This window comes from Sphingomonas sp., from assembly GCF_036402235.1.
Classification (GTDB): domain Bacteria; phylum Pseudomonadota; class Alphaproteobacteria; order Sphingomonadales; family Sphingomonadaceae; genus Sphingomonas.
The window spans coordinates 1-23,884 of the sequence record NZ_DASWTG010000006.1 but is presented as its reverse complement, the minus strand read 5'-3'; the positions used below and the strand labels follow the sequence as shown (position 1 = coordinate 23,884).

Annotated in this window: 18 protein-coding genes; 14 read left to right on the top strand and 4 right to left on the bottom strand. The window is 66.9% G+C overall.

Annotated features, from left to right (window positions below):
* Positions 1–13: 13 nt before the first annotated feature.
* Together clpA and VGD28_RS00555 are read right to left on the bottom strand one after the other, a co-directional pair.
* The gene (gene clpA, locus VGD28_RS00560; protein ID WP_331026377.1) at positions 14–2,338 is read right to left on the bottom strand and encodes an ATP-dependent Clp protease ATP-binding subunit ClpA; all 2,325 of its coding nucleotides are present in this window, start codon (positions 2,336–2,338) and stop codon (positions 14–16) included.
* Positions 2,339–2,485: 147 nt separating this feature from the next.
* Positions 2,486–2,680 carry a DUF1192 domain-containing protein gene (locus VGD28_RS00555; protein ID WP_331026376.1) on the bottom strand — a complete coding sequence of 65 codons (195 nt, stop codon included), beginning with the start codon at positions 2,678–2,680 and terminating at the stop codon, positions 2,486–2,488.
* A gap of 132 nt (positions 2,681–2,812) precedes the next feature.
* On the opposite strand from VGD28_RS00555, the gene VGD28_RS00550 reads away from it, so the two are divergent.
* Positions 2,813–3,814 carry an NAD(P)H-quinone oxidoreductase gene (locus VGD28_RS00550; protein WP_331026375.1) on the top strand — a complete coding sequence of 334 codons (1,002 nt, stop codon included), beginning with the start codon at positions 2,813–2,815 and terminating at the stop codon, positions 3,812–3,814.
* Between the two features lie 162 nt (positions 3,815–3,976).
* Here VGD28_RS00550 and VGD28_RS00545 read toward each other — a convergent pair whose 3' ends face one another.
* Positions 3,977–6,022, bottom strand: coding sequence for an alpha/beta hydrolase (locus tag VGD28_RS00545; RefSeq protein WP_331026374.1), 2,046 nt, complete (start codon positions 6,020–6,022; stop codon positions 3,977–3,979).
* A gap of 146 nt (positions 6,023–6,168) precedes the next feature.
* On the opposite strand from VGD28_RS00545, the gene VGD28_RS00540 reads away from it, so the two are divergent.
* The 9 genes from VGD28_RS00540 (at position 6,169) to VGD28_RS00500 (ending at position 17,032) form a co-directional block, all read left to right on the top strand.
* On the top strand, positions 6,169–6,741 hold the full coding sequence (locus VGD28_RS00540) for a hypothetical protein (RefSeq protein ID WP_331026373.1): 573 nt from the start codon (positions 6,169–6,171) through the stop codon (positions 6,739–6,741).
* A gap of 122 nt (positions 6,742–6,863) precedes the next feature.
* A complete protein-coding gene (locus VGD28_RS00535; RefSeq protein WP_331026372.1) occupies positions 6,864–7,481 on the top strand; it encodes a glutathione S-transferase family protein in 618 nt (205 codons plus the stop codon).
* 85 nt (positions 7,482–7,566) lie between these two features.
* Positions 7,567–8,454 carry a UDP-2,3-diacylglucosamine diphosphatase gene (locus tag VGD28_RS00530; RefSeq protein ID WP_331026371.1) on the top strand — a complete coding sequence of 296 codons (888 nt, stop codon included), beginning with the start codon at positions 7,567–7,569 and terminating at the stop codon, positions 8,452–8,454.
* 11 nt (positions 8,455–8,465) lie between these two features.
* Positions 8,466–9,488, top strand: a complete 1,023-nt coding sequence (locus VGD28_RS00525; protein ID WP_331026404.1) for a glycosyltransferase family 1 protein — start codon at positions 8,466–8,468, stop codon at positions 9,486–9,488.
* Between the two features lie 128 nt (positions 9,489–9,616).
* The gene (locus VGD28_RS00520; protein WP_331026370.1) at positions 9,617–10,576 is read left to right on the top strand and encodes a metalloregulator ArsR/SmtB family transcription factor; all 960 of its coding nucleotides are present in this window, start codon (positions 9,617–9,619) and stop codon (positions 10,574–10,576) included.
* Positions 10,573–11,490: a methylenetetrahydrofolate reductase gene (metF, locus tag VGD28_RS00515; protein WP_331026369.1), complete on the top strand. Its 918-nt coding sequence runs from the start codon at positions 10,573–10,575 to the stop codon at positions 11,488–11,490. The genes VGD28_RS00520 and metF overlap by 4 nt, the downstream gene beginning before the upstream one ends.
* Positions 11,491–11,606: 116 nt before the next feature.
* Positions 11,607–12,653 carry a homocysteine S-methyltransferase family protein gene (locus VGD28_RS00510; RefSeq protein ID WP_331026368.1) on the top strand — a complete coding sequence of 349 codons (1,047 nt, stop codon included), beginning with the start codon at positions 11,607–11,609 and terminating at the stop codon, positions 12,651–12,653.
* Between the two features lie 101 nt (positions 12,654–12,754).
* A complete protein-coding gene (gene metH, locus VGD28_RS00505) occupies positions 12,755–15,355 on the top strand; it encodes a methionine synthase (protein ID WP_331026367.1) in 2,601 nt (866 codons plus the stop codon).
* Positions 15,356–15,709: 354 nt separating this feature from the next.
* A complete protein-coding gene (locus VGD28_RS00500) occupies positions 15,710–17,032 on the top strand; it encodes a cation:proton antiporter (protein WP_331026366.1) in 1,323 nt (440 codons plus the stop codon).
* Positions 17,033–17,419: 387 nt separating this feature from the next.
* Here the strand turns inward: VGD28_RS00500 and VGD28_RS00495 are convergent, their stop codons facing one another.
* Positions 17,420–19,045, bottom strand: coding sequence for an NAD(P)/FAD-dependent oxidoreductase (locus VGD28_RS00495; RefSeq protein WP_331026365.1), 1,626 nt, complete (start codon positions 19,043–19,045; stop codon positions 17,420–17,422).
* 229 nt (positions 19,046–19,274) lie between these two features.
* On the opposite strand from VGD28_RS00495, the gene VGD28_RS00490 reads away from it, so the two are divergent.
* The 4 genes from VGD28_RS00490 (at position 19,275) to VGD28_RS00475 (ending at position 23,764) form a co-directional block, all read left to right on the top strand.
* Positions 19,275–20,882: an MFS transporter gene (locus VGD28_RS00490; RefSeq protein ID WP_331026364.1), complete on the top strand. Its 1,608-nt coding sequence runs from the start codon at positions 19,275–19,277 to the stop codon at positions 20,880–20,882.
* 172 nt (positions 20,883–21,054) lie between these two features.
* Complete coding sequence (locus VGD28_RS00485; protein ID WP_331026363.1) at positions 21,055–22,158, top strand: hypothetical protein; 1,104 nt, start codon at positions 21,055–21,057, stop codon at positions 22,156–22,158.
* Positions 22,159–22,207: 49 nt separating this feature from the next.
* Positions 22,208–23,239, top strand: coding sequence for an alanine racemase (gene alr, locus VGD28_RS00480; RefSeq protein WP_331026362.1), 1,032 nt, complete (start codon positions 22,208–22,210; stop codon positions 23,237–23,239).
* Positions 23,240–23,353: 114 nt separating this feature from the next.
* Positions 23,354–23,764, top strand: a complete 411-nt coding sequence (locus VGD28_RS00475; protein WP_331026361.1) for a hypothetical protein — start codon at positions 23,354–23,356, stop codon at positions 23,762–23,764.
* The last annotated feature ends 120 nt before the right edge of the window (positions 23,765–23,884 follow it).

Sequence of the window (23,884 nt, the reverse complement as noted above, 5' to 3'; positions counted from 1 at the left end):
CTGGTCTAGCCCGTTACTTGGCCTTGGCCGCGACGGTCTTCTTGCCGCCGCCTTTCTTGGGCCGCTTTGGCGCCGCAGGAGTGATAGCGAAGGTCAGCGCGCCGTCCTTCAGCTTCACCTCGACTTCGCCGCCATGGACGAGCTTGCCGAACAGCAGCTCCTCGGCGAGCGGCTGCTTGACCTTCTCCTGGATCAGGCGGCCCATCGGCCGCGCGCCATAGAGCTTGTCGTAACCGCGCTCGGTGAGCCACGCCTTCGCCGCATCGTCGAGCGCGATATGCACGCCGCGATCGGCGAGCTGGAGCTCGAGCTGGAGGATGAACTTCTCCACCACCCGCTCGACCACCTTGGGCGGGAGATAGTCGAACGGCACGATCGCATCGAGGCGGTTGCGGAACTCGGGGGTGAAGAGCTTCTTCACCGCGTCCTCCTGAACGTCCTCGCGGCTGATCTCGCCGAAGCCGATCGATTCCCGCGCCATGTCCGACGCGCCGGCATTGGTGGTCATCACCAGGATGACGTTGCGGAAATCGACGGTCTTGCCGTGGTGGTCGGTGAGCTTGCCGTTGTCCATCACCTGCAACAGGATGTTGAACAGGTCGGGATGCGCCTTCTCGACCTCGTCGAGCAGCAGCACGCAATGCGGGTTCTGGTCGACCGCATCGGTGAGCAGCCCGCCCTGATCATAGCCGACATAGCCCGGCGGTGCGCCGATCAGGCGGCTGACGCTGTGGCGCTCCATATACTCCGACATGTCGAAGCGCTGCAGCGGGATGCCGAGCAGCTCGGCGAGCTGCTTGGTCACCTCGGTCTTGCCGACGCCGGTCGGGCCTGAGAACAGGTAGTTGCCGATCGGCTTCTCGGGATCGCGCAGGCCCGCGCGGCTGAGCTTGATCGCCGAGGACAGCACCTCGATCGCCTTGTCCTGCCCGAACACGACACGCTTCAAGTCCGTCTCAAGGTTAGCGAGCGTCTTGGTGTCGTCGGTCGAGACCGATTTCGGCGGGATGCGCGCCATCGTCGCGATCACCGCCTCGATCTCCTTGGGCGTGATCGTCTTCTTGCGCTTGCTCGGCGGCACCAGCATCTGCATCGCGCCGACCTCGTCGATCACGTCGATCGCCTTGTCGGGCAGCTTGCGGTCGTTGATGTAGCGCGAGCTCAGCTCCACCGCCGACTTGATCGCGTCGGGGGTGTACTTGACCTTGTGATGGTCCTCGAACGCGGTGCGCAGCCCGGCGAGGATCTTGATCGTATCCTCGACCGTCGGCTCGTTGACGTCGATCTTCTGGAACCGGCGCAGCAGGGCGCGGTCTTTCTCGAAATGGTTGCGGAACTCCTTGTACGTCGTCGACCCGATGCAGCGGATCGTGCCGCCCGACAGCGCCGGCTTGAGTAGGTTCGACGCGTCCATCGCGCCGCCGCTGGTCGCGCCCGCGCCGATCACCGTGTGGATCTCGTCGATGAAGAGGACCGCGTGGGGCAGCTTCTCCAGCTCCGACACGACCTGCTTCAGCCGCTCCTCGAAATCGCCGCGATAGCGCGTGCCGGCGAGCAGCGCGCCCATGTCGAGCGAGTAGATCACGGCTTCCTTGAGCACGTCGGGCACGTCGCCCTCGACGATCTTGCGCGCCAGGCCCTCGGCGATCGCGGTCTTGCCGACGCCGGGGTCGCCCACATAGAGCGGGTTGTTCTTCGAGCGGCGGCACAGGATCTGGACGGTGCGGTCGACCTCCGGCCCGCGGCCGATCAGCGGATCGACCTTGCCCGCCTTCGCCTTCTCGTTGAGGTCGACGGTGAACTGCTTGAGCGCGCTCTCGCCCTTCTTGCCGCCCTCGCTCTTCGCCGGCTTCTCCTCCTCGGCCGCGCCTTTGGGCGGCGCGGACTCGGCTTGAGCCGAACCCTTGCCGACGCCATGGCTGATGAAGCTCACCGCGTCGAGCCGGCTCATGTCCTGCTGCTGCAGGAAATAGACGGCATAGCTCTCGCGCTCGCTGAACAGCGCGACCAGCACGTTGGCGCCGGTCACCTCGTCGCGGCCCGAGGACTGGACGTGCAGGATCGCGCGCTGGACCACGCGCTGGAAGCCGCTGGTGGGCGAGGGGTCGGTCGCCTGATCGACGCGCAGCGCCTGAAGCTCAGTGTCGAGATAGTGGGCGACGGTGGTCTTGATCTCGTCGAGATCGACGCCGCACGCGCTCATCACCTTCGATGCGTGCTCGTCGTCCACCAGCGCGAGCAGCAGATGCTCGAGGGTCGCATATTCGTGGCGGCGCGAGCTGGCCGCTTCCAGCGCGCGGTGGAGAGTGGATTCGAGGGCGGATGCGAAACTAGGCATTCGGGAACAACTCCAGTCGGGCCGTCAGGACAAGCCGTAGAGGCAAGGGCCCGTTTCCACCAATGTTGGAAGTGAGGGCTCCCGCATCAAGCGCAGCGTCCTCGCACCGGAGTGTAGCAGCGTTACGCTCCGGCTCGGGTGCGACGCTCATCGCTTGAATAGGGCGTCCGCGCTTGCGCGATGGTTAACGGCGCGCTCCATCTTCTGCCGGCAACGTGCGATCTCGGCTTCGAGCAGCTGGATGCGCTCGCCAAGCTCCTCGACCGAGAGCGGGTCGAGGTCCTGCCGGGCGAGCTGCGCGGCCGGATCGTCGGTGCGACGAGGAAGATCGGCGTCGTCCATTGCGGTGCAGCGTCGGGTGCCGCGGGAGCAATGTCAAGCGGCCCCGGGCGGATAAAACTGGTGATAGATCGGCCCGGTGAAGCCTTGACGTCGTGGCCCCGGCACCCGATTCAGGGGGCAAGGGGGAGCAGCATGACCAGTGTACCGCAGCGTATGACGGCGATCGACCCGGAGATGCCCGGCGGGCCCGAAGTGCTGGTCCCCGTCGACCGGCCGGTGCCGCAACCGGGCGCGGGCGAGGTGCTGATCCGCGTCCATGCCGCGGGCGTGAACCGGCCCGATATCGTCCAGCGGCTGGGTGCCTATCCGCCGCCGCCGGGGGTGACCACGATCCCCGGGCTCGAAGTGGCGGGCAAGGTGGTCGCGGCCGGCGACGGCGTGCCGCGCGAGGTGATCGGCCAGCCGATGTGCGCGTTGGTCGCGGGCGGGGGCTATGCCGAATATGCCGTCGCGCCGGTCGGCCAGTGCCTGGCGGTGCCCCCCGCGCTGACGATGGTCGAGGCGGCGGCGATGCCCGAGACGCTGTTCACCGTATGGACCAATTTGTTCGAGCGCGGCTATGCGAGCGAGGGCGAGACCGCGCTGGTGCATGGCGGCACCAGCGGGATCGGGACGATGGCGATCTCGCTGTGCAAGCTGTTCGGGGTGACCGTGATCGTCACCGCGGGCAGCGATGAAAAGGTCGCCGCCTGCCTCGCCCACGGCGCGGACCATGCGATCAACTACAAGACCGAGGATTTCGTCGCGCGGGTGAAGGACATCACGGAAGGGCGCGGGGTGGATGTCGTGCTCGACATGGTCGGCGGCGACTATGTCGCCCGCAACATCAAGTGCATGGCCGATGACGGGCGCCACGTCTCGATCGCGGCGCAGGGCGGGATGCAGGCGACCGTGCCGGTGTTCGAGATCATGCGCCGCCGCCTCACGCTGACCGGATCGACGCTGCGTGCGCGCGACACCGCGTTCAAGGCGCTGGTCGCCGACGAGCTTGCCCGCAACGTCTGGCCGCACGTCGCGGCGGGCGCGCTCAAGCCGGTGATCGACCGGACCTTCCCGCTCGCCGAGGCCGCCGATGCGCACCGCCACATGGAGAGCGGCGCGCATATGGGCAAGATCGTGCTGGTGACCGGCTAGGATCTGAGGGCGCGCAGGCTTCCAATCCTCCCCCGCCAGGGGAAGGTGTCGGGCGTAGCCTGACGGAGGAGGATTCCAGAATGAGCGTTGGGAAGTCCTCCCCCTCCGCCGCCTTCGGCGCCATCTCCCCCTTGGCGGGGGAAGATCGAGTATAAACAGAATCTAATCGGCGAGCGACGCGTAGCGCGCGTCGATCTGCTTCGCCATGTTCAGCAGGTGCGCGCGGACTTGCTCGAGGTTCGCCGGGCGGGGCGTCCAGTCGGGATCGGGGAACTGCTCGATCGCTCGGGCGAGGCTGGCTTCATCGATGAAGCCGGGGTCCGGGGTCGCCGCGCGCAGATCGTTGAACGGGGCAAGGAAGATGTAGCCGTCGAACAGGTCGGCGAGGGTGAAGTCGCGGTCGCAGATGCCGTAATGGCTATAGTCGCGGATCGATCCCATCGGCGCGTGGCGCAGATCGAACCCCGCGGGGCGGTTGCCGAGGAGGCGCATGATCCGCTCGACCGCGCCGTCGCCGGGTTGCTCGAAGAACGCACGCCGGCCAGGCAGGGCGGGCAGCGACTGGTGCAGCATCACATTGGTGATCCGGGTGCCATAGGCGGCATGCAGCCGGTTGCCGAGCGCGTTGGCGGTGCGCTGGCAGAAACCGTCGCCGTCGCTCTGGGTCTGCCCGGCGGCGAAGCGGGTGAAGGCGTGGAGCGTCCCGGTCAGCACCAGCGCCTTCTGTCGCTTGTCCAGCACCTCGCGCGCGATCCGCTCGGCGCGGAACTGATCAACCATGCCGCGCGGGAAGACATGGCGCAGCGTCTCGGGCGTGCGGGTGCCGGAAAAGCCGCTCCAGTCGAATACATAGCTCATGTTGACGATGCGGAACGGCGGCTTGCCCCGCGGCAGGCTGCGGTTGAACGCCCATACCGCGCGATAGATGTCGCGATAGTCCTGCCAGCTCCACATCACGTTGTAGTTGAACATGATCGCGCGGGCTGCCTGCGCGTCATAGGCGGGTGCGGTGACCAGCCGGTCGAGCCGCGCCTGATCCTCCTGCGCGCCGAACTCCATGACCAGGTTGGTGACGCCCGCCGCGTAGAGTTTGGGGATCGCGTTGGTGACGAAGGCGATGCTCTGGCGGACGGCATGATCCTCGCCCAGCAGCACCACGTCGGCGGTGCGGAATTTTGTGACGAGATAGTCGTCGGGCGCCTGCGCGGTGCGGATCTGCGCGAGGCGGGCGGCATCGGCTTGTGCCTCGCTGTCGCCATCGGGCGAGAGGAGGGGCGCCAGCAGGAAGGTGAGGGGATCGGCAAGACGCGCCCGCCACGCCTTCTCGCTGTGATCGGTGCCGGGATAGACGCGGCTGTCGAACGTCACCCCCTGTTTCCAGCCCGCACGGCGCATGAACGCCTCGAACGGAGCGGTATAGGGCTCGTAGCGCGCGTCGAGCGTCTCGGTGCCGCGGTCGAGATAGATGCGGTGCCGCTCGGGCGAGAGGTGCGCGAGCGAAATATAGGTCTCGAACGCGCGCAGCACTTCGCGCGTGTAAAGCGGGGGCGGGGGAAGTGGCGCGCCCGAATTGCCGAGCAGCCAGTGCATCGACAGTGAGGCGCTGCCGCCGAACACCTCCGGATACTGGATCTGCGCGTAGAGCGAGATGAGGCCGCCCATCGACGAGCCCATCACGAAGGTCGCCGACCGGCCGGTGCGCGTGCGGTAGTGCGTGTCGATGAACGGCTTGAGCTCGCGCACGAGGAAGTTGAGGTACGCGTCGGACTGCGGCGCGCCGCCCCACCCGTCGCGGATCGTCGCGCGGCTCGATTCGGGCAGCAGGTCGAAGATCCGCTGGGGGAGATACTCGCGGCCGCGCGCGCCCGAATTCTCGATGCCGACGATGATGACCGGCGGGATCTTCCCTTCCCGGATCAGCCGGTCCGCCGTCTCGCCCACGCCCCAGCTCTGGCCACCGAATGCGCGTGAGCCTTCATGCAGATTCTGCCCGTCCTGCATGTAGATGACGGGCAGCGGCGGGCCGTCATTGCGATAGCCGTCCGGCAGCCAGACGGTGACGTCGCGCGCCGCCACATGGGCGGACGGGAAGGCGGCGTGACGGACCTGCCTGGGTGCGGCCTCGGCAGCCGCGGCATGGATCAGGCTCATGTAGGCAAGCATCAGGAAGATCGCGTTCCGCAGCCACCGGCCACCAGCTTCCGTCATCCGCTTCCTCCCCTGCAACCCGCGCGGTCTCTGGCCCGCGGATTGCCGCGCGATAGGAAGAGGGGAGTCTTGCGTAAAGCGAGCGGAGGCCTGAATACGTATGTCACGGGCGATGCGCACGGTTTGACCATCGGGGGGTGGGTTTGATGCGGGATTTCGTGTTGGCGGTGCTGGTGATCGCGCTGGGGGCGATCCTCCTGTTTTCGGATCGGGGCTGGCTGCTGAGCGACAAGCGCCGGGTGGTGACGCATGTCGCCGAGGTGCCGAGGACCGGCGAGCCGGGGCTGGCGCAGCTGCCCTATTTCGTGTTCCAGGGCGGCGTGCATGTGCCCAGGGACCGCAGCAAGTTCGAATCGCTGATGCTGCGGGTCACCACGGGTCAGGATCGCTTCGCGCCGACCTATGACGACATGCAGCAATGGCCGTCGCTCGGCTATGCCGTGCGCGAATGGTCGCTGTTCGGGATGCCGTTCGCCTATTTCGCCGAGCTCGAATACGTCCTCTACACCCAGACCCCGCGTGAGACGGTGATGGTGCCCATGGGAGAGGATGGGTTGGCGTTGCTGCGCAAGGAAGTCGGCCGCGATCTGACCGAAGGCTTCGTCTATCCCTTCTGGCGGCATCTGTGGGGCTGGCTGTTCGTCGCGGGGCTGGCGCTGTGGGGCTGGCTGTACCATCGCGGCGTGGTGCGCCGGCGGGCGGAGCTGGGGCTGATCTGAAGCCGGGCGAAACCCGTATGTCGATCCCGGCCGGCGGTGCGTCGATCGCGGTTTGCCCGCGCTGCGGATTGCCCTAGGGCGGCGGCCGCGCGCCTGCGCACCGACAGCAAATGGGGAGGCCGATGGCCATGTTGATCCTGCACGAATATGCCGCGTCCGGTAACTGCTACAAGATCCGGCTCGCCGCGGCGCTGGCGGGGAAGCGGCTCGATCGGCGCGAGTATGACATTCTCAAGGGCGAGACGCGGACTCGGGCATTCCTGGCCAACGTGAATGCGAATGGTCGCATTCCGGTGCTGCAGGCCGGCGACCGGTTCCTGCCTGAGAGCAATGCCGCCGCATTTTATGTCGCCGAAGGCACGGCGCTGATCCCCGGCGATCCGTTCGACCGCGCGGACATGCTGCGCTGGATGTTCTGGGAGCAGTATAATCACGAGCCCAACATCGCGACGGTGCGCTTCTGGATGACGCTGGTCGGGGAGGACAACCTCAATGACCTCCAGCGCGCGATGCTGCCAGGCAAGCGCGAGGGCGGCACTGCGGCGCTCAAGCTGATGGACGAGCATCTGGCGGGGCGCGACTGGTTCGTTGGCGATGCGCCGAGCGTCGCCGACATCTGCCTCTACGCCTACACGCATGTTGCCGCAGAGGGCGGGTTCGACCTTGGCCCCTGGGCGGCGGTGCGGGCATGGATCGCGCGGGTCGAGGGGCAAGAGGGCTATATTCCCATCACTGCGTGACAGGGCGATGACGCCGGAACACGCCTGACTGTAACATTCGCCAGCCATTAGCCGCCGCGGGCAAGGACTTACTCGCGGGGCTCATATGGCCACGATCACTCGGCTGCCGTTCGATGCGGCGGTAACCGATCTCGCAGATTTCACCGCTTCCAATCCGGCGATCCCGGAGCGGGTGATCGGCGGGCGGAAGCAGTATCGCACCATCTGGATCTCCGACATCCATCTGGGGACGCGCGGCTGCAATGCGGAGATGCTGATCGACTTCCTCGATCATGTCGACAGCGATACGATCTACCTCGTCGGCGACATCATCGATATCTGGCAGCTCAAGAAGAAGTTCTACTGGCCGGCAGCGCACAACGACATCGTGTGGCGCGTGCTCAAGCGGGCCAAGCGCGGCGCGCGCGTGATCTATGTGCCGGGCAACCATGACGAGATCTTCCGCCAGTTCAGCGGCCTCAATTTCGGCGGGGTCGAGATCAAGCGCCAGGCGATCCACCAGACCGCCGACGGCCGCCGCCTGCTGGTGCTGCATGGCGATGAGTTCGACGCGATCACCATGTCCCATCGCTGGCTCGCGCATCTCGGCGACGCCGCCTACACCGCGGTGATGGCGCTCAACCGCTGGTGCAACAAATACCGGCGATGGCGCGGGCTGCCCTATTGGTCGCTGAGCAAGCACGCGAAGCAGAAGGTCAAGAACGCGGTCGAGTTCATCTGCGGCTTCGAGGAGATCGTCGCCAAGGAAGCGGGTGCGCGCGGTGTTGACGGGGTGATCGCCGGGCACATCCATACCGCCGAGATGCGCAAGATCGACGGGGTCGAATATTATAACGACGGCGATTGGGTGGAGGGTTGCACCGCGCTGGTCGAGCATTACGATGGCCGGATGGAAATCCTCCATTGGGCCGACGAGATCGCAGCACGCGAGCCCCTCGGCCCCGAACGGGTCGAGGCGCTGGCGGCAGCTTGATCGAAGAAGAGATGCGGATCGCGATCGTGACCGACGCCTGGGAGCCCCAGGTGAACGGCGTCGTCCGCACGCTCCAGTCGGTGCGCAAGGTTTTGGAAGCTCAAGGGCACAAGATCCTCGTGATCTCGCCCGACCTTTTCTACTCGGTGCCCTGCCCGACCTACCCCGAAATCCGCCTCGCCATGGTCCGCAGCCGGACGATCGGGGATCTGCTCGACGAGTTTCAGCCGCATGCAGTGCATCTCGCGACCGAGGGACCGGTATGTGTCGCGGCGCGGCGCTGGTGCCTCAAGCATGATTTCCCCTTCACCACTGCCTATCACACGCAATTCCCTGACTATGTCGAGGCGCGCTCGGGCGTGCCGGCGGAATGGGTGTGGCGCTATATCCGCTGGTTCCACGCGCCTGCGCAGTCGATCCTCGCCTCGACACCATCGATCCGGCAGGCGCTGGTCGATCACGGGCTGACGCAGGTGCGGCATTGGGGGCGGGGCGTCGATCTGGCGAACTTCCGGCCGGGGCTCGAGCCGCATCCGGCGATGGCGGGGCTCGAAGGGCCGGTGCAGCTCTATGTCGGGCGCGTGGCGGTCGAGAAAAATCTCGAGGCGTTCCTCGCGTCGAAGCATCCCGGGCCCAAGGTAGTGGTCGGGGACGGGCCGGCGCGCGCGGCGCTGGCGGCCGAATATGCTCAGGCGATCTTCCTTGGCTCGATGTTCGGCGCCGAGCTGGCGAGCGCCTATGCCGCCGCCGATGTCTTCGTCTTCCCGAGCAAGACCGATACCTTCGGGCTGGTGATGATCGAGGCGCTGGCCTGCGGCACCCCGGTCGCCGCCTATCCGGTGACCGGGCCGGTCGATATCCTGACGCGCGAGACCGGGGCGATGGACGAGGATCTCGACGTGGCGATCGCGGCGGCGCTGACCAAGGACCGCACCGTCTGCGCCGAATATGGTCGCAGCTTCACTTGGGAGGCGAGCGCACACCAGTTCCTGATGGCACTGGTGCCGATCATCGAGGAAGCGCGGGCGGCCTGACCGTCGTTACCAAGTTACGGTATCGCAGAGCAAAGGGATCGGTTGTTGCGCCGCTCCCGGCATCGGCCTATGCGATGCAGCACCTCGCCGTTGACCTGATATAAAGATATCTTTATATCTCTAACCCCATGAAGATCGCTCTCGAAATCTTCCGCGCGCTGGCGGATTCGACGCGGCTGCGCATCCTTGCGCTGCTGCGGTCGATGGAACTGAGTGTGGGCGAACTGGCGCAAGTGCTGGGGCAGAGCCAGCCGCGTGTGTCGCGGCATGTGAAGATCCTGTGCGATGCGGGCCTTGCCGAGCGGCGAAAGGAGGGCAGCTGGGTGTTCGTCGCTCTGGGCAACGATCGCCACGTTCAGCCTGTTCTGGCTGCGCTTGACACGTGGTCGATGGACGACGCCGATCACTGGGCGGTCGCGGACAGCGCGCGGTTGGCGGCGGTGCGCGCCGATCGCGCCGCCGCGGCCGAGGAGTGGTTCGAGGCGCATGCCGGCGAATGGGACGCGATCCGATCGCTCCACGTTGCCGAGGAGCAGGTCGAGGCCGCGATGGTCGCGGCGCTGGGTGACACGGCGATCGAGCGGCTGATCGATATCGGCACCGGCACCGGGCGGATGCTCGAGCTGTTCGCGCCGCGCGCCAGGAGTGCGCTGGGCATCGACCGGTCGTCCGAGATGCTGCGGCTGGCGCGGGCCAAGCTGTCGGGGCAGGGGCTGGCCAATGCCGAGCTGCGGCAGGCCGACCTCTATGCGCTGCCGATGAGCGACAACGAGGCGGATGCGGCGATCCTGCATCACGTCCTCCACTTCGCGCAGCAGCCGGGTGCGGCGATTCGCGAGGCGGCGCGCGTGCTGGGGACAAGCGGGCGGCTGCTGATCGCGGACTTCGCGCCGCATGACCGCGAGGAACTGCGGCAGCGCGAGGGGCATGTGCGGCTCGGCTTCTCCGACGAGCAGATGCTCGGATGGTTCGAGGCCGCGGATATGGCGCCGGTGAAGATCGAGACGCTCGAGGGCGGTGAACTGACGGTGAAATTGTGGCTGGCGCGAAAAGCGGGCCAGCCTCTTGGGAAAGTGAAGGCAGCATGAGTTTGGTTCTGGACCCTGGGGCGCCGCTGTTCGCGGACGTGGCGGGCGATATCGACGTGAGCTTCGAATTCTTCCCGCCCAAGACGGAGAAGATGGAAGAGACGCTGTGGGAGTCGATCCAGACGCTCTCGCCGCTGGGCCCGCGCTTCGTTTCGGTCACCTACGGTGCGGGCGGATCGACGCGCGAGCGCACCCACAACACCGTCGCCCGCATCGCGCGCGAGACGCCGATCGCCGCCGCCGCGCACCTCACCTGCGTGGAGGCAACCCGTGAGGAGATCGATGCGGTCGCCGAGGAATATTGGGCGGCAGGCGTGCGCCATATCGTCGCGCTGCGCGGCGATCCGCCGACGGCGGGCGCGAAGTTCGTGTCGCCGGTTGGCGGCTATGCCAACGCCGCCGATCTGGTCGCGGGCCTGCGCAAGCTGCACCCGTTCGAGATCTCGGTCGCGGCCTATCCCGAATGCCATCCGGACTCGCCCGATGCGGCGCACGACCTCGACAATCTGAAGCGCAAGATCGACGCCGGCGCCAACCGTGCGATCACGCAGTTCTTCTTCGAGCCGGAAACCTTCCTGCGCTTTCGCGATGACGTTGCGGCGGCGGGGATCGACGCCGAGATCGTGCCGGGCATCATGCCGGTGATGAGCTTTGCTGCCGTGCAGAAGATGTCGGCGATGTGCGGCACCGCGGTGCCCGGCTGGATGGCGCGGCTGTTCGACGGGCTGGACGATCATCCCTCGGCGCGGCAGCTCGTCGCGGCGACGCTGGCGGCGGAACTGTGCCGCAAGCTCTATGCGGGCGGGGTGCGCCAGTTCCATTTCTACACGCTCAACCGCGCCGAGCTGAGCTACGCGATCTGCCATCTGTTGGGCGTGCGCCCAAAGGATGCTGCGGGGATCGCCGCAGCTTAACCGTCACCCCAGCGACCCGAAGGGCGACCGAAGGTCAACGCTGGGGTCTCGCGTCACAAGCGGCGCGCCAGAGAGGAGAAAGACCCCAGCTTTCGCTGGGGTGACGAGGTTGGAAGATGACTGCACGTGAAAAGCTGATGGCGGAAGCCGCCAAGCGCATCCTGATCACCGACGGCGCGTTCGGCACCGAGATCCAGAACTGGAAGCTCGACGAGGCGGCCTATGCCGGTGACCTGGGGCTGAGCCATGACCAGAAGGGCAATAACGACATCCTCGCGCTGACCAAGCCCGAGGTGCCCGCGTCGATCCACCGCGCCTATTTCGAGGCGGGGGCGGATATCGCCGAGACCAACACCTTCTCCGCCAACCGGATCAGCCAGGCCGATTACGGCGCCGAGCATCTGGTCCATGCGATCAACTATGAGAGCGCGAAGATGGCGCGCGCCATCGCCGACGAGTTCGAGGCGAAGGACGGGCGCCCCCGTTTCGTTGCCGGCGCGCTGGGGCCGACCAACAAGACGCTGTCGCTGTCGCCCGACGTCAACGACCCCGGCTATCGCGAGATCGACTTCGATCATCTGAAGGACGTGTATCGCGAGCAGATCGATGCGCTGGTCGAGGGCGGGATCGACTTCGTGCTGATCGAGACGGTGTTCGACACGCTCAACGCCAAGGCCGGGATCATGGCGGCGATCGAGGCGGGCACGGCGCTGGGCCGCGACCTGCCGATCATGCTGTCGATGACGTTGACCGACCTGTCGGGGCGCAACCTTTCGGGCCACACGGTTGAGGCGTTCTGGCACGCGGTGCGGCATGCGAAGCCGGTGACGATCGGGCTCAACTGCTCGTTCGGTGCCGAGCAGCTTCGCCCGCATGTGAAGACGTTGAGCAACCTCTGCGATACGCTGATCATGGTCTATCCGAACGCAGGGCTTCCCAACGAGCTCGGCGCCTATGACGAGGCGCCCGCGACCACCGCAAGGCTGGTCGGCGAGTGGGCGGAGCAGGCACAGGTCAATGTGCTGGGCGGGTGCTGCGGTTCGACGCCGGCGCATATCAAGGCGATCGCGGACGCAGTTGCCGGGCTGCCGCCGCGCTCGATTCCCATCCCGGAGGTGCGGACGCGGCTCGCGGGCCTCGAGCCGTTCACGATGGCGGCGTGATCGACCGCCGTCCGCCCTGAGCTTGTCGAAGGGCTGCATTATTTCTTTGAGTGAGAAGGGCAGGGCTTCGACAAGCTCAGCCCGAACGGAATTGAGCTGAGATGACCACCACCTCCTCCACCGCTTTCGTCAACATCGGCGAGCGCACCAACGTCACCGGATCGGCACGCTTCAAGAAGCTGATCATGGCGGGCGACTATACCGCCGCGATCGAGGTCGCGTTGCAGCAGGTGGAGAGCGGCGCGCAGGTGCTCGACGTCAACATGGACGAAGGGCTGCTCGACGCGCACGAGGCGATGACGACCTTCCTGAAGCTCATTCAGGCGGAGCCGGATATCGCGCGCATCCCGGTGATGGTCGACAGCTCGAAATGGGACGTGATCGAGGCTGGCCTCAAGTGCGTCTCGGGCAAGCCGATCGTCAACTCGATCAGCATGAAGGAAGGCGTCGACCAGTTCCTTGAGCATGCGCGCAAGTGCATGGCCTATGGCGCCGCGGTGGTGGTGATGGCGTTCGACGAGGTCGGGCAGGCGGATACGAAGGACCGCAAGGTCGAGATCTGCGAGCGCGCCTACAAGCTGCTCGTCGGGATCGGCTTCCCGCCCGAGGACATCATCTTCGACCCCAATGTGTTCGCGGTGGCGACGGGGATCGAGGAGCACAACAACTACGGCGTCGACTTCATCGAGGCGTGCCGCGAGATCAAGACGCGCTGCCCGCACGTCCATATCTCGGGCGGCCTGTCGAACCTCAGCTTCTCGTTCCGCGGCAACGAGCCGGTGCGCCGGGCGATGCATTCGGTGTTCCTCTACCACGCCATCCCCGCGGGCATGGACATGGCGATCGTCAATGCCGGCCAGCTCGACGTCTATGACCAGATCGAGCCCGAGCTACGCACCGCGTGCGAGGACGTCATCCTCAATCGCGATCCCGAGGCCGGCGAGCGGCTGGTGGCGCTGGCCGAGAAGTTCCGCGGCACCGACGCGGTGGCCGAGAAGCAGGCCGCGGAATGGCGCGGCTGGAGCGTCGAGAAGCGGCTGGAGCATGCGCTGGTCAAGGGCATCGACCAATATGTGGTCGAGGATACCGAGGAGTGCCGCCTGAAGGCCGATCGCCCGATCGAAGTGATCGAAGGCCCGCTGATGGACGGCATGAACGTCGTCGGCGACTTGTTCGGATCGGGCAAGATGTTCCTGCCGCAGGTCGTGAAATCGGCGCGCGTGATGAAGAAGGCGGTGGCGCACCTGTTGCCCTTCATCGAGGCGCAGAAGGAGCCGGGCGCCAAGGGCAAGGGCAAGGTCGTGATGGCGACCGTCAAGGGCGACGTCCACGATATCGGCAAGAACATCGTCGGCGTGGTGCTCCAGTGCAACGGCTTCGAGGTGGTGGACCTCGGCGTGATGGTGCCTTGGTCGAAGATCCTGGAGGCGGCGAACGAGAATGACGCCGACATGATCGGGCTTTCGGGCCTGATCACCCCGTCGCTCGACGAGATGGTGACGGTCGCCGAGGAGATGAAGCGTGCGCAGATGACGATGCCGCTGCTGATCGGCGGCGCGACGACGTCGAAGGTGCATACCGCGCTCAAGATCGCGCCGGCCTATGACGGTCCGGTCGTCCATGTGCTCGACGCGAGCCGTGCGGTGGGCGTGGCGACCACGCTGGTCTCGGAGACGATCCGCGACGATTATGTGACGAAGGTCGCGGCCGAATATGAGGCGGTGCGCCAGGCCCGCGCCAACAAGGGGCAGAGCGAGCTGGTGCCGATCGCGGTCGCACGCGACAATGCGTTCGACGCGGACATGAGCCTGAAGCCCGGCAAGCCGCGCATGCCCGGCGTGCACAGCTTCCCCGACTGGGACCTCAAGGACCTGCGCCAGTATATCGACTGGACGCCGTTTTTCCGCGCCTGGGAGCTGGCGGGCGTCTATCCCGCGATCCTCGAGGACGAGGTGGTGGGCGAGAGCGCGACGTCGCTGTTCGCCGACGCGCAGAAGATGCTCGACCGCATCATCGAGGAGAAGTGGCTGACGGCGCGCGGCGTCGCGGGGCTGTGGCCATGCCGCCGCGAAGGGGACGACATCATCGTCCATGTCGAGGACGAGAAGCATGTCACGCTGCCGATGCTGCGCCAGCAGATCCAGAAGCGCGAGGGGCGGGCCAACATGTGCCTCGCCGACTTCATCGACCGGCAGGGCGACTGGATCGGCGGCTTCGCGGTGTCGATCCACGGCATCGAGCCGCACCTTGCCCGCTTCAAGGCGGCGATCGACGATTACAGCGACATCCTGCTGAAGGCGCTGGCCGACCGGCTCGCCGAGGCGTTCGCCGAGCGGCTGCACCATTATGTGCGCACGGCGCTGTGGGGCTATGCCGAGGGCGAGCAGCTGACCAACGAGGCGCTGATCAAGGAAGAGTATCGCGGCATCCGCCCGGCGCCGGGTTATCCCGCCTGTCCCGAGCACAGCCTCAAGCCGATCCTGTTCGAGATGCTCGACGCGCACCGCAACACCGGCATCAGCCTGACCGAGAGCTTCGCGATGCTCCCGACCGCAGCGGTCAGCGGCTTCTATTTCGGGCATCCGCAGGCGGAGTATTTCGGCGTGGCGCGGGTGGGCCGCGACCAGCTCGAGGAATATGCCGCACGGCGCGGGGTGAGTCTCGAACAGGCCGAGCGCTGGCTGCGGCCGAACCTGGACTAGGGTCTGTCGGGATCGGTTTCTAATCCTCCCCCGCCAAGGGGAGGTGTCAGCGAAGCTGACGGAGGGGGCGGATTCCAGAACGCTGGCCGCGTGGTTCCTCCCCCTCCGTCGCGCTGCGCGCGCCACCTCCCCCTGGCGGGGGAGGATTCTTGAATCCTGGCAGGCCTGCAGGAGCCACGAGTCGCGAGCGGGGCTTTCCTTACCCTGGGCCTCTGCTTTCGCAGGCAATGGTAATCGCTGTCGAACCGCGGTGAGCGTCAACCGGCCGCCAATTGCGATTGCATCGGCTGTGATTCACGCTGATAACGTTGACATAAGCATGGGCCGCATGAGTCCGGCAGGGGAGGCAAGTCGATGACGCCAGCGGAACTCAGCGTCTATTTCTTTGCGCAGCTCGCGATCATCATCGTCGCGGCCCGGGCCATTGGCTGGGCGGCGCGCAAATGGCTGGGGCAGCCGCAGGTCGTCGGCGAGATGATCGCGGGCGTCGTGCTCGGCCCGTCATTGTTCGGCCTGATCCTCCCCGAATTCCAGCAGGCGCTGTTTCCCAAGGACAGCCGCACGCTGCTCTATGTGCTCGCCCAGCTGGGGGTCGGCCTCTACATGTTCCTTGTCGGCCTGCAGTTCCGCGGGGACGAGTTCCGGGCCAACGTCAAGAGCGCGGCGTCGGTCTCGATCGCGGGAATGGCGGCGCCGTTTCTGATCGCGGTGCTGATCGCGCCGCTGCTGCTCGCCAATGGCGGGCTGTTCACGCCGGGCGTGGGCCAGTTCCAAGCGACGCTGTTCACGGGCGCGGCGATCGCGATCACCGCCTTCCCCATGCTCGCGCGGATCATCCACGAGCGCGGATTGAGCGAGACGCGGCTGGGCACGCTGTCGCTGTCGGCGGGCGCGATCGACGACGCGGCGGCGTGGACGGTGCTCGCGATCGTGCTGGCCAGTCTCGGCGCAGGGCCCGTGGTCGCGATCAAGGCGATCGTCGGCGGCGGCCTGCTCGCGCTGTTCATCCTGTTCGCGGGGCCGCGCCTGCTGGCGCCGCTGGGCCGCATCGCCGAGCGCGAGGGCAAGGTCTCGCAGTCGCTGCTCGGCGTGACGCTGATCCTGTTCGCGAGCGCCGCGCTGGGCATGGACTGGGCGGGGCTGCATGCGGTGTTCGGCGGCTTCCTGCTCGGCACGGTGATGCCGCGGGGCGTGTTCGCCAGGGAATTGCGGCGCGTGCTGGAGCCGGTGACGGTGGTGATGCTGCTGCCGATCTTCTTCACCTTCTCGGGCCTCAACACCCAGATGTCGCTGCTCGCCGATCCGTCGATGTTCCTGATCGCGGGCGGCATCCTGGTCGCGTCGATCGCGGCCAAGGGCGTGGCCTGCTGGGGCGCGGCGCGGCTGACCGGGCAGGACAACCCGACCGCGATGGCGATCGGCGCGCTGATGAACGCGCGCGGGCTGATGGAGCTGATCATCATCAACATCGGGCTTCAGCGCGGGATCATCACCCCGGCGCTATTCTCGATCCTGGTGCTGATGGCGATCGTGACGACGTTGATGGCATCGCCGCTGTTCGAGCTGGTCTATGGCCGCAAGGCGCGCGCCGAAGGCTCGCTGGGCGAGCTGGGCGCGGATCAGGCGGAAGAGGTTCAATCCGGACTGAATGTCCCCACGCGGCATCAATCTGCCTAGTTATAACCAAATAGGTTCCACGTGGAACGCGGTGGAAGCCGCGGAAATGCGCCATTCCGAGGGGGTATGGGAGGGCGGCCGAGGGCGGATTAGGAGGGGAAAAGTGGAACATGTCGCGTAACATGTTGGATTTTCCTGCATCGGCGCGTTCTCCTGTCCGTTGAGAAACGGGGAGTATGGCGACCGCGACATCGGCGCAGTGCCCCAGGACGGATCGACATTCGCTCTCCCCGGAAGGAGAGGACCGCGAAGCGGTGGAGGGGCGGCCGCGCAGACGCCGGGAACAGCTCGGCAAAATTCCGCCGTGCTGCGCACGACGGCCCCTCCGTCATCGCTTCGCGATGCCACCTCCCCTGAAGGGGAGGAATTGCCAAATGTCGATCCGCCCTAGCGCATGGCCACGATGCTCGCCGCCACCGCCTCGGCGACCTTGATCCCGTCGATCGCGGCGGAGAGGATGCCGCCGGCATAGCCCGCGCCCTCCCCCGCGGGGAACAGCCGGTCGACATTGAGGCTCTGGAAATCCTTGCCGCGGGTGATGCGGACGGGGGAGGAGGTGCGCGTCTCCACCCCGGTCATCACCGCGTCGGGATGGTCGTAGCGGGCGATCTGGCGGCCGAACACGGGCAGCGCCTCGCGGATCGCATCGATCGCGAAACCCGGGAGGCAGCGCGACAGATCGGTCATCGTCACGCCGGGCTTGTAGCTCGGCGCGACCTCGCCGAGCGCGGTCGAGGGGCGGGCGGCGAGGAAATCGCCGACGCGCTGGCCGGGGGCGTGGTAATTGCCGCCGCCGGCCTCGAAGGCGAGGCTTTCCCAGTGGCGCTGGAATTCGATCCCCGCGAGCGGGCCACCGGGATAGTCGCGGGCCGGATCGATGCCGACGACGAGGCCGGAATTGGCATTGAACTCGGCGCGCGAATATTGGCTCATGCCGTTAGTGACGACGCGGCCTTCCTCGCTGGTCGCCGCGACGACGCGGCCGCCCGGGCACATGCAGAAGCTGTAGACGGTGCGCTCGTTGGAGGCGTGGTGAGCAAGGCTGTAGGCCGCGGCACCGAGATCGGGATGGCCGGCGCACTTGCCGTAGCGCGCCTGATCGACCCAGCTTTGCGGATGCTCGATGCGCACGCCGATCGAGAAGGGCTTGGCTTCGAGGAACACGCCGCGGCGGTGGAGCATCTCGAAGGTCGGGCGGGCGCTGTGGCCGACGGCCATGACGACATGATCCGCTTCGAGGAAGCTGCCGTCATGAAGGTGGAGGCCGCGCAGGCGCTGCCTGCCGTCCGGCAGGCGCTCCAGCTCGAGATCGTCGACGCGGGTTTCCCAGCGATACTCGCCGCCCAGTGCCTCGATGCTCGCGCGCATGCTCTCGACCATGGTGACGAGGCGGAAGGTGCCGATATGCGGGTGCGCCTCCCACAGGATGTCGTCCGGTGCGCCCGACTTCACGAACTCCTCCAGCACCTTGCGGCCGAGGAAGCGCGGGTCCTTGACCCGGCAATAGAGCTTGCCGTCGGAGAAGGTGCCCGCGCCGCCCTCGCCGAACTGGACGTTGCTGTCGGGGTTGAGCCTGGCCTCGCGCCACAGGCCCCAGGTATCCTTCGTCCGCTGGCGGACGACCTTGCCGCGGTCGAGGATGATCGGCCGGAACCCCATCTGGGCGAGGATCAGGCCCGCGAACAGCCCGCACGGCCCCGCGCCGATCACCACCGGGCGCTGGCCGGACCAGCCGTCCGGCGCGGTGACGGGCGGGCGGTACGCCATGTCGGGGGTGGGGCGCACGTCCTTGTCCCCGGCAAGGCGAGCCAGCACCTCGGCCTCGTTCGTCAGCGCGATATCGAGCGTGTAGACGAGCTGGATCGCGTTGCGGCGGCGGGCATCGTTGCCGCGCTTGAACAGCGTCCAGGAGACGAGATCGGCGGGTTGGACGGCGAGCCGCTGGCAGATCGCCGGCGCGATCGCGTCGGCGGGATGATCGAGCGGGAGGGAAAGGCCGGAGAGACGGAGCATGGGAGGGCGATAGTGGGGATTCCAAGCATTTCCAATTCCTCCCCTTCAGGGGAGGGAGACCAGCCGCAGACTGGTGGAGGGGTGACGGGCGTAGCCCGCCGTCTTCGCGGCGGCCCCTCCGTCATCGCTGCGCGATGCCACCTCCCCTGAAGGGGAGGAGTTTCCGGACCTCTTGCCGCTCCCCACCAACCCGCTACACCTTCATCCAAACGGGATTGGGGGATTCTGGATGGCGAGCGTGGCGGAAGGGATCCGGCCCGGGCACGAGCCGAGCAGGAGCGAGATGCGGCAGGTCGTCACCGCCTCGTCGCTAGGCACGGTGTTCGAGTGGTATGATTTCTTCATCTACGGCACGCTCGCCGCATCGGGGATCATCGGCCGCACCTTCTTCGCCATGGGCAACCCGGTGCTCGAGACGCTCTACGCCTGGGCCGGGTTCGCGGTCGGGTTCGGCTTCCGGCCGCTGGGCGCGGTGCTGTTCGGCTATCTGGGCGACAAGCTCGGGCGCAAATACACCTTCCTCGTCACGATCACGCTGATGGGCGTGGCGACAGCGGGGGTGGGGCTCGTGCCCTCCCATGCCGCGATCGGCGCCGCCGCGCCCGCGATCGTGATCGGGCTGCGCATCCTGCAGGGACTGGCGCTGGGCGGCGAATATGGCGGGGCGGCGATCTATGTCTCCGAGCATTCGCCCAAGGGGCGCGCCGGCTATCATACCAGCTTCATCCAGGCGAGCGTGTCGGCGGGCTTCATCCTGAGCCTCGCGGTGGTGCTGATCACCCGCTTCACGATGAGCGAGGGCGTGTGGAACGACTGGGGCTGGCGACTGCCGTTCCTGTTCTCGATCGCCTTGCTCGCAATCTCGCTGTGGATGCGCGTCAAGCTCAGCGAGAGCCCGGTGTTCAGGGCGATGAAGGAAGCGGGCGAAGTGGCGCGGAACCCGTTGAAGGAGAGCTTCACCTATCCCGGCAACTGGAAGCGGCTGTTCGTCGCGCTGTTCGGGATCGCCGCGGGGCTGACGGTGATCTGGTACACCGCGACCTTCTCGGTCCTCTCGTTCCTGCAGGGCACGATGCGCGTCGAACCGGTGACGGCGCAGCTGCTCGCGGCCGGGGGTGCCGCGGCGGGGCTGTTCTGGTTCGTCCTGTTCGGCAGGCTTTCGGACCGGATCGGGCGCAAGAAGCCGATCGTCATCGGATATGGCTTCACGCTGCTGATGCTGTTCCCGCTGTTCTGGATCATGGGCCAGGCCGCCAATCCGGCCCTGTCGGATGCGGCGCGCGATGCGCCGGTGATCGTTTCCGGCCCAGTCTGCGCCTATGATCCGTTCGCGGCGAAGCAGGCCGACACGTGCGGCCAGCTGCTCGACTATCTGTCGAAGAAGGGCGTTCCCTATACCAAGGAGGTGACGCCATCGGCCGCGGTGTCGGTGAACGGGATACCGGTGATCTCGGTCGATCCCGCCGATATCGACAAGGCGCTGGCGGATGCGGGCTACAATCTCGACCGGGTGGTGCCGACCCCGGGCAACATCGTGCGGATCCTGATCGCCATCGTCGCGCTGGCGGCATTGTCGGGCGCGACCTACGGGCCGGTCGCGGCGCTGCTGACCGAGCTGTTCCCGCCGCGCATCCGCTACAGCTCGATGTCGATCCCCTATCATATCGGCACCGGCTATTTCGGGGGATTCCTGCCGCTGATCAGCCAGTATATGGTCGCGAAGAGCGGCAATCCCTATTCGGGGCTGTGGTACACCTGGATCGTCGTGGCGATGGCGCTGGTCGTGACGCTGCTCTTCCTCAGGGAAGGCGATCTGGCGGCGCATCGCAATGGCTGAACGGTCCATTCGCTGCGTGGGACGGATGGCCGCTATGGCGATCCTGGCCCTGGGCGCTCCGGCAATGGGCTGGCAGGCGGCACCTGCACCTGCACCCGCTCCTGCTCCTGCTCCTGCTCCTGCTCCTGCTCCTGCTCTCGTACATCTTCCCGCGGGGGTTCCCGGCGAGTTGGTGCCGTGGATCCGCGCGCAGGGCACGATCCCCGATGCGCATCCCGGCAAGACCTTCTATCTGATCGGTGATCCGGCCCATGCAGCGGTGATCGCGACCCATAACGGGGCGTTCCTGGGCGGGTGGCCGCTCAGCACGCCGAACGAGGTGCTGCGCGTGCTGGCCGACCGCAGGCTGGCCTTCATGTGGCCCGCGCTCGAGACATGGGCAGGGCCGGCGCTCGAGCCGATGCGTGCGCGGATGCTGGCAGACGCACAAGAGCGGTTTCGCAGCGGCACGCCGCTGGCGGCGAAGGGCACCGCCGAATCGAGCGTCCGGCCGATGACGCGTGCGCTGCTCCAGCTCGCCAGCGAGCTCGACGGCGCCGGCAGGACGGCCGAGGCCGCGGCGCTGTTGCGCGAGAGGCTCGCAACGCCGCCCGGCAAGGAGGATTGGCAGCGATCGGAGTTCGCGATGATCTCCCTGCGCCTGGCGAGGATCAACTATGGCCGGGGAAATATCACGAACGCGATCGACGTGCTGCAGGCTGCCAGCATGGCGCTTCCCGACTCGCGCTACAGCCTCAATTTCGACATCAACCGTGCATCCTATCTGGTGCAGGGCGGGCAATATGCGGCGGGGCTTGAGCTGATCGACCGGACGCTGACCCGCTATACGGGGGAATCGGGGGAGAAATGGACCCCAGGCGGTGACCGGGTGCCCGGGAGCATGCGCGAGTTCGCGTTGATCCGTGCCTGTGCCCTCAAGGGCCTGGGCCGGAGCCAGGAAGCGAAGACGGAACTCGATGCGTTGCTGAACGCACCCGAGCCGGCCGATCCCGTATTCGTGCTGACCAACAACGTGACGCTCCGCTTTCGCGCGCTGCTGTGCCAACGCGATATCGAGGCGCTGGCCGGCTTCATCATCGGCTCGCTGAACGGGCCCGCGGTAGCGGACGGGCTGATGGTCTGGCTTCAGCGCGATTTCGAAACCCCGCATCTCGACCCGGCGCTGGTCCAGGCGGTGCGCGCGCACCCCAGGGTCAGGGCGGCGGTCGCGACGCGCGTGCGGACGCTCCCGCCCGAGTTCGGGGCCGTGTTGAATCGAAGGCCGGCGGCGCGCTGAACGCCCCGCTTTGCGCGCGGACTCGAAATCGACTAGCGGCACAGCGGTGATGCCCGCTCCCCTCCGCCTGCGCCTCGACGGCGATGCCCTGATCTCCAACTGGCGGACGCTTGCCGCGATGAGCGGGGCGGCCGCGTGCGGCGCGGCGGTGAAGGCCGATGGCTATGGCCTTGGCGCGCGCGAGGTGGTGCGGCGGCTGGCCGGGGCAGGGTGCCGCGATTTCTTTGTGGCGACGTGGAGCGAGGCGATGGCGCTCGCCGACCTGAACGTGCCGGTGTCGGTGCTGCATGGGCTGCGCGAGGAGGATGTGGCGATCGCGCTGACGGCGGCGACGGCGCGGCCGGTGCTCAACACGGTGCAGCAGGTGCGGCGATGGCGCGAGGCAGGCGGCGGGGCATGCGACGTGATGGTCGACACCGGCATGAACCGGCTGGGCATCCAGCCCGATGACGTGGCGGCCGGGCTGCTTGACGGGCTTCGGGTGGAGACGCTGCTCAGCCACCTTGCCAGCGCGGACGAGGAGGTGCCGCTCAATGCGCTCCAGCGCGAGCGGTTCGCGGCGCTTGCCGGGAAATCGGGGGCAAGGCGGATGAGCCTCGCCAATTCGGCGGGGATCGCGCTGGGGCCGGACTATGCGTTCGACCTGACCCGGCCGGGCATCGCGCTCTATGGCGCGGCACCGGTGGCGGCGCTCGAGGGGCGGATCCGCCAGGTCGTGAGGCCCGAGGTGCAGGTGCTGCAGCGGCGGCTGGTGCCGGCGGGGCAGGGCGTCGGCTACAACATGACCTGGACGGCGGCCGCCGACACCGAAGTGGCGATCGTCAACCTCGGCTATGCCGACGGCTATCTCCGGTGCTTTTCGGGCAAGGGGAGCGCGCAGGCCGGGGGCATCCCGGTGCCGGTGATCGGGCGCGTGTCGATGGATCTGACCGCGCTCGACGTGAGCGCCGCGCCGGACCTGGCCGAGGGCGACTGGGTGGCGATCGACTATGCCTTGCCGGCTGCGGCGGCATTGTCGGGCCTGTCGCAATATGAGCTGCTGACGGGACTTGGTGCGCGGTTCGATCGGATGTGGTATTGATCTGTAACGGTTCATCGCGACGTAAGCTTCGGTTCAGCGCAGCGTAAGCTGAGGGCGAGTACAGAAGTTAGCGCTAGCAAGTAACCTGATACTGAAATCGATTGGAGATTACCGATGCGTAAGTTGTTTGCAGCCGCTGCGCTGGCGCTGATCGCGCTGCCCGGCGCCGCAATGGCGGACGAGAAGGTCAACGCCAAGGGTGAGGCCGAGCTGAGCAAGATGCTCGAGGGCCGCGTGGCCGGCAAGCCGGTCAAGTGCCTGCCGACTCACGCCATGGACAACAGCACGATCATCGACAAGACGGCGATCGTCTATCGCAGCGGATCGAAGCTGTACGTCAACCGACCGCGTTCGGGCGCCGATCAGCTGGACGATGACGATATCCTGCTGACCAAGGTGTTCGGCAGCCAGCTGTGCAACGTCGACAAGGTCGATCTGATCGACCGCGGCTCGCGGATGTGGAGCGGCTTCGTGCTGCTGGGCGATTTCGTGCCCTATGAGAAGGTCAAGACCAGCGCGCGCTGAGCGTGTGACCTGATCGCCGGGCGCGGGCGATCCGCGCCGGCACCTGAACTGAGCGGGGCCGCGCCCGCCGTCATTGACGGCGCGGCCCCGTGTTGGTTGGCGCTCGCCCCGAACCGCGGC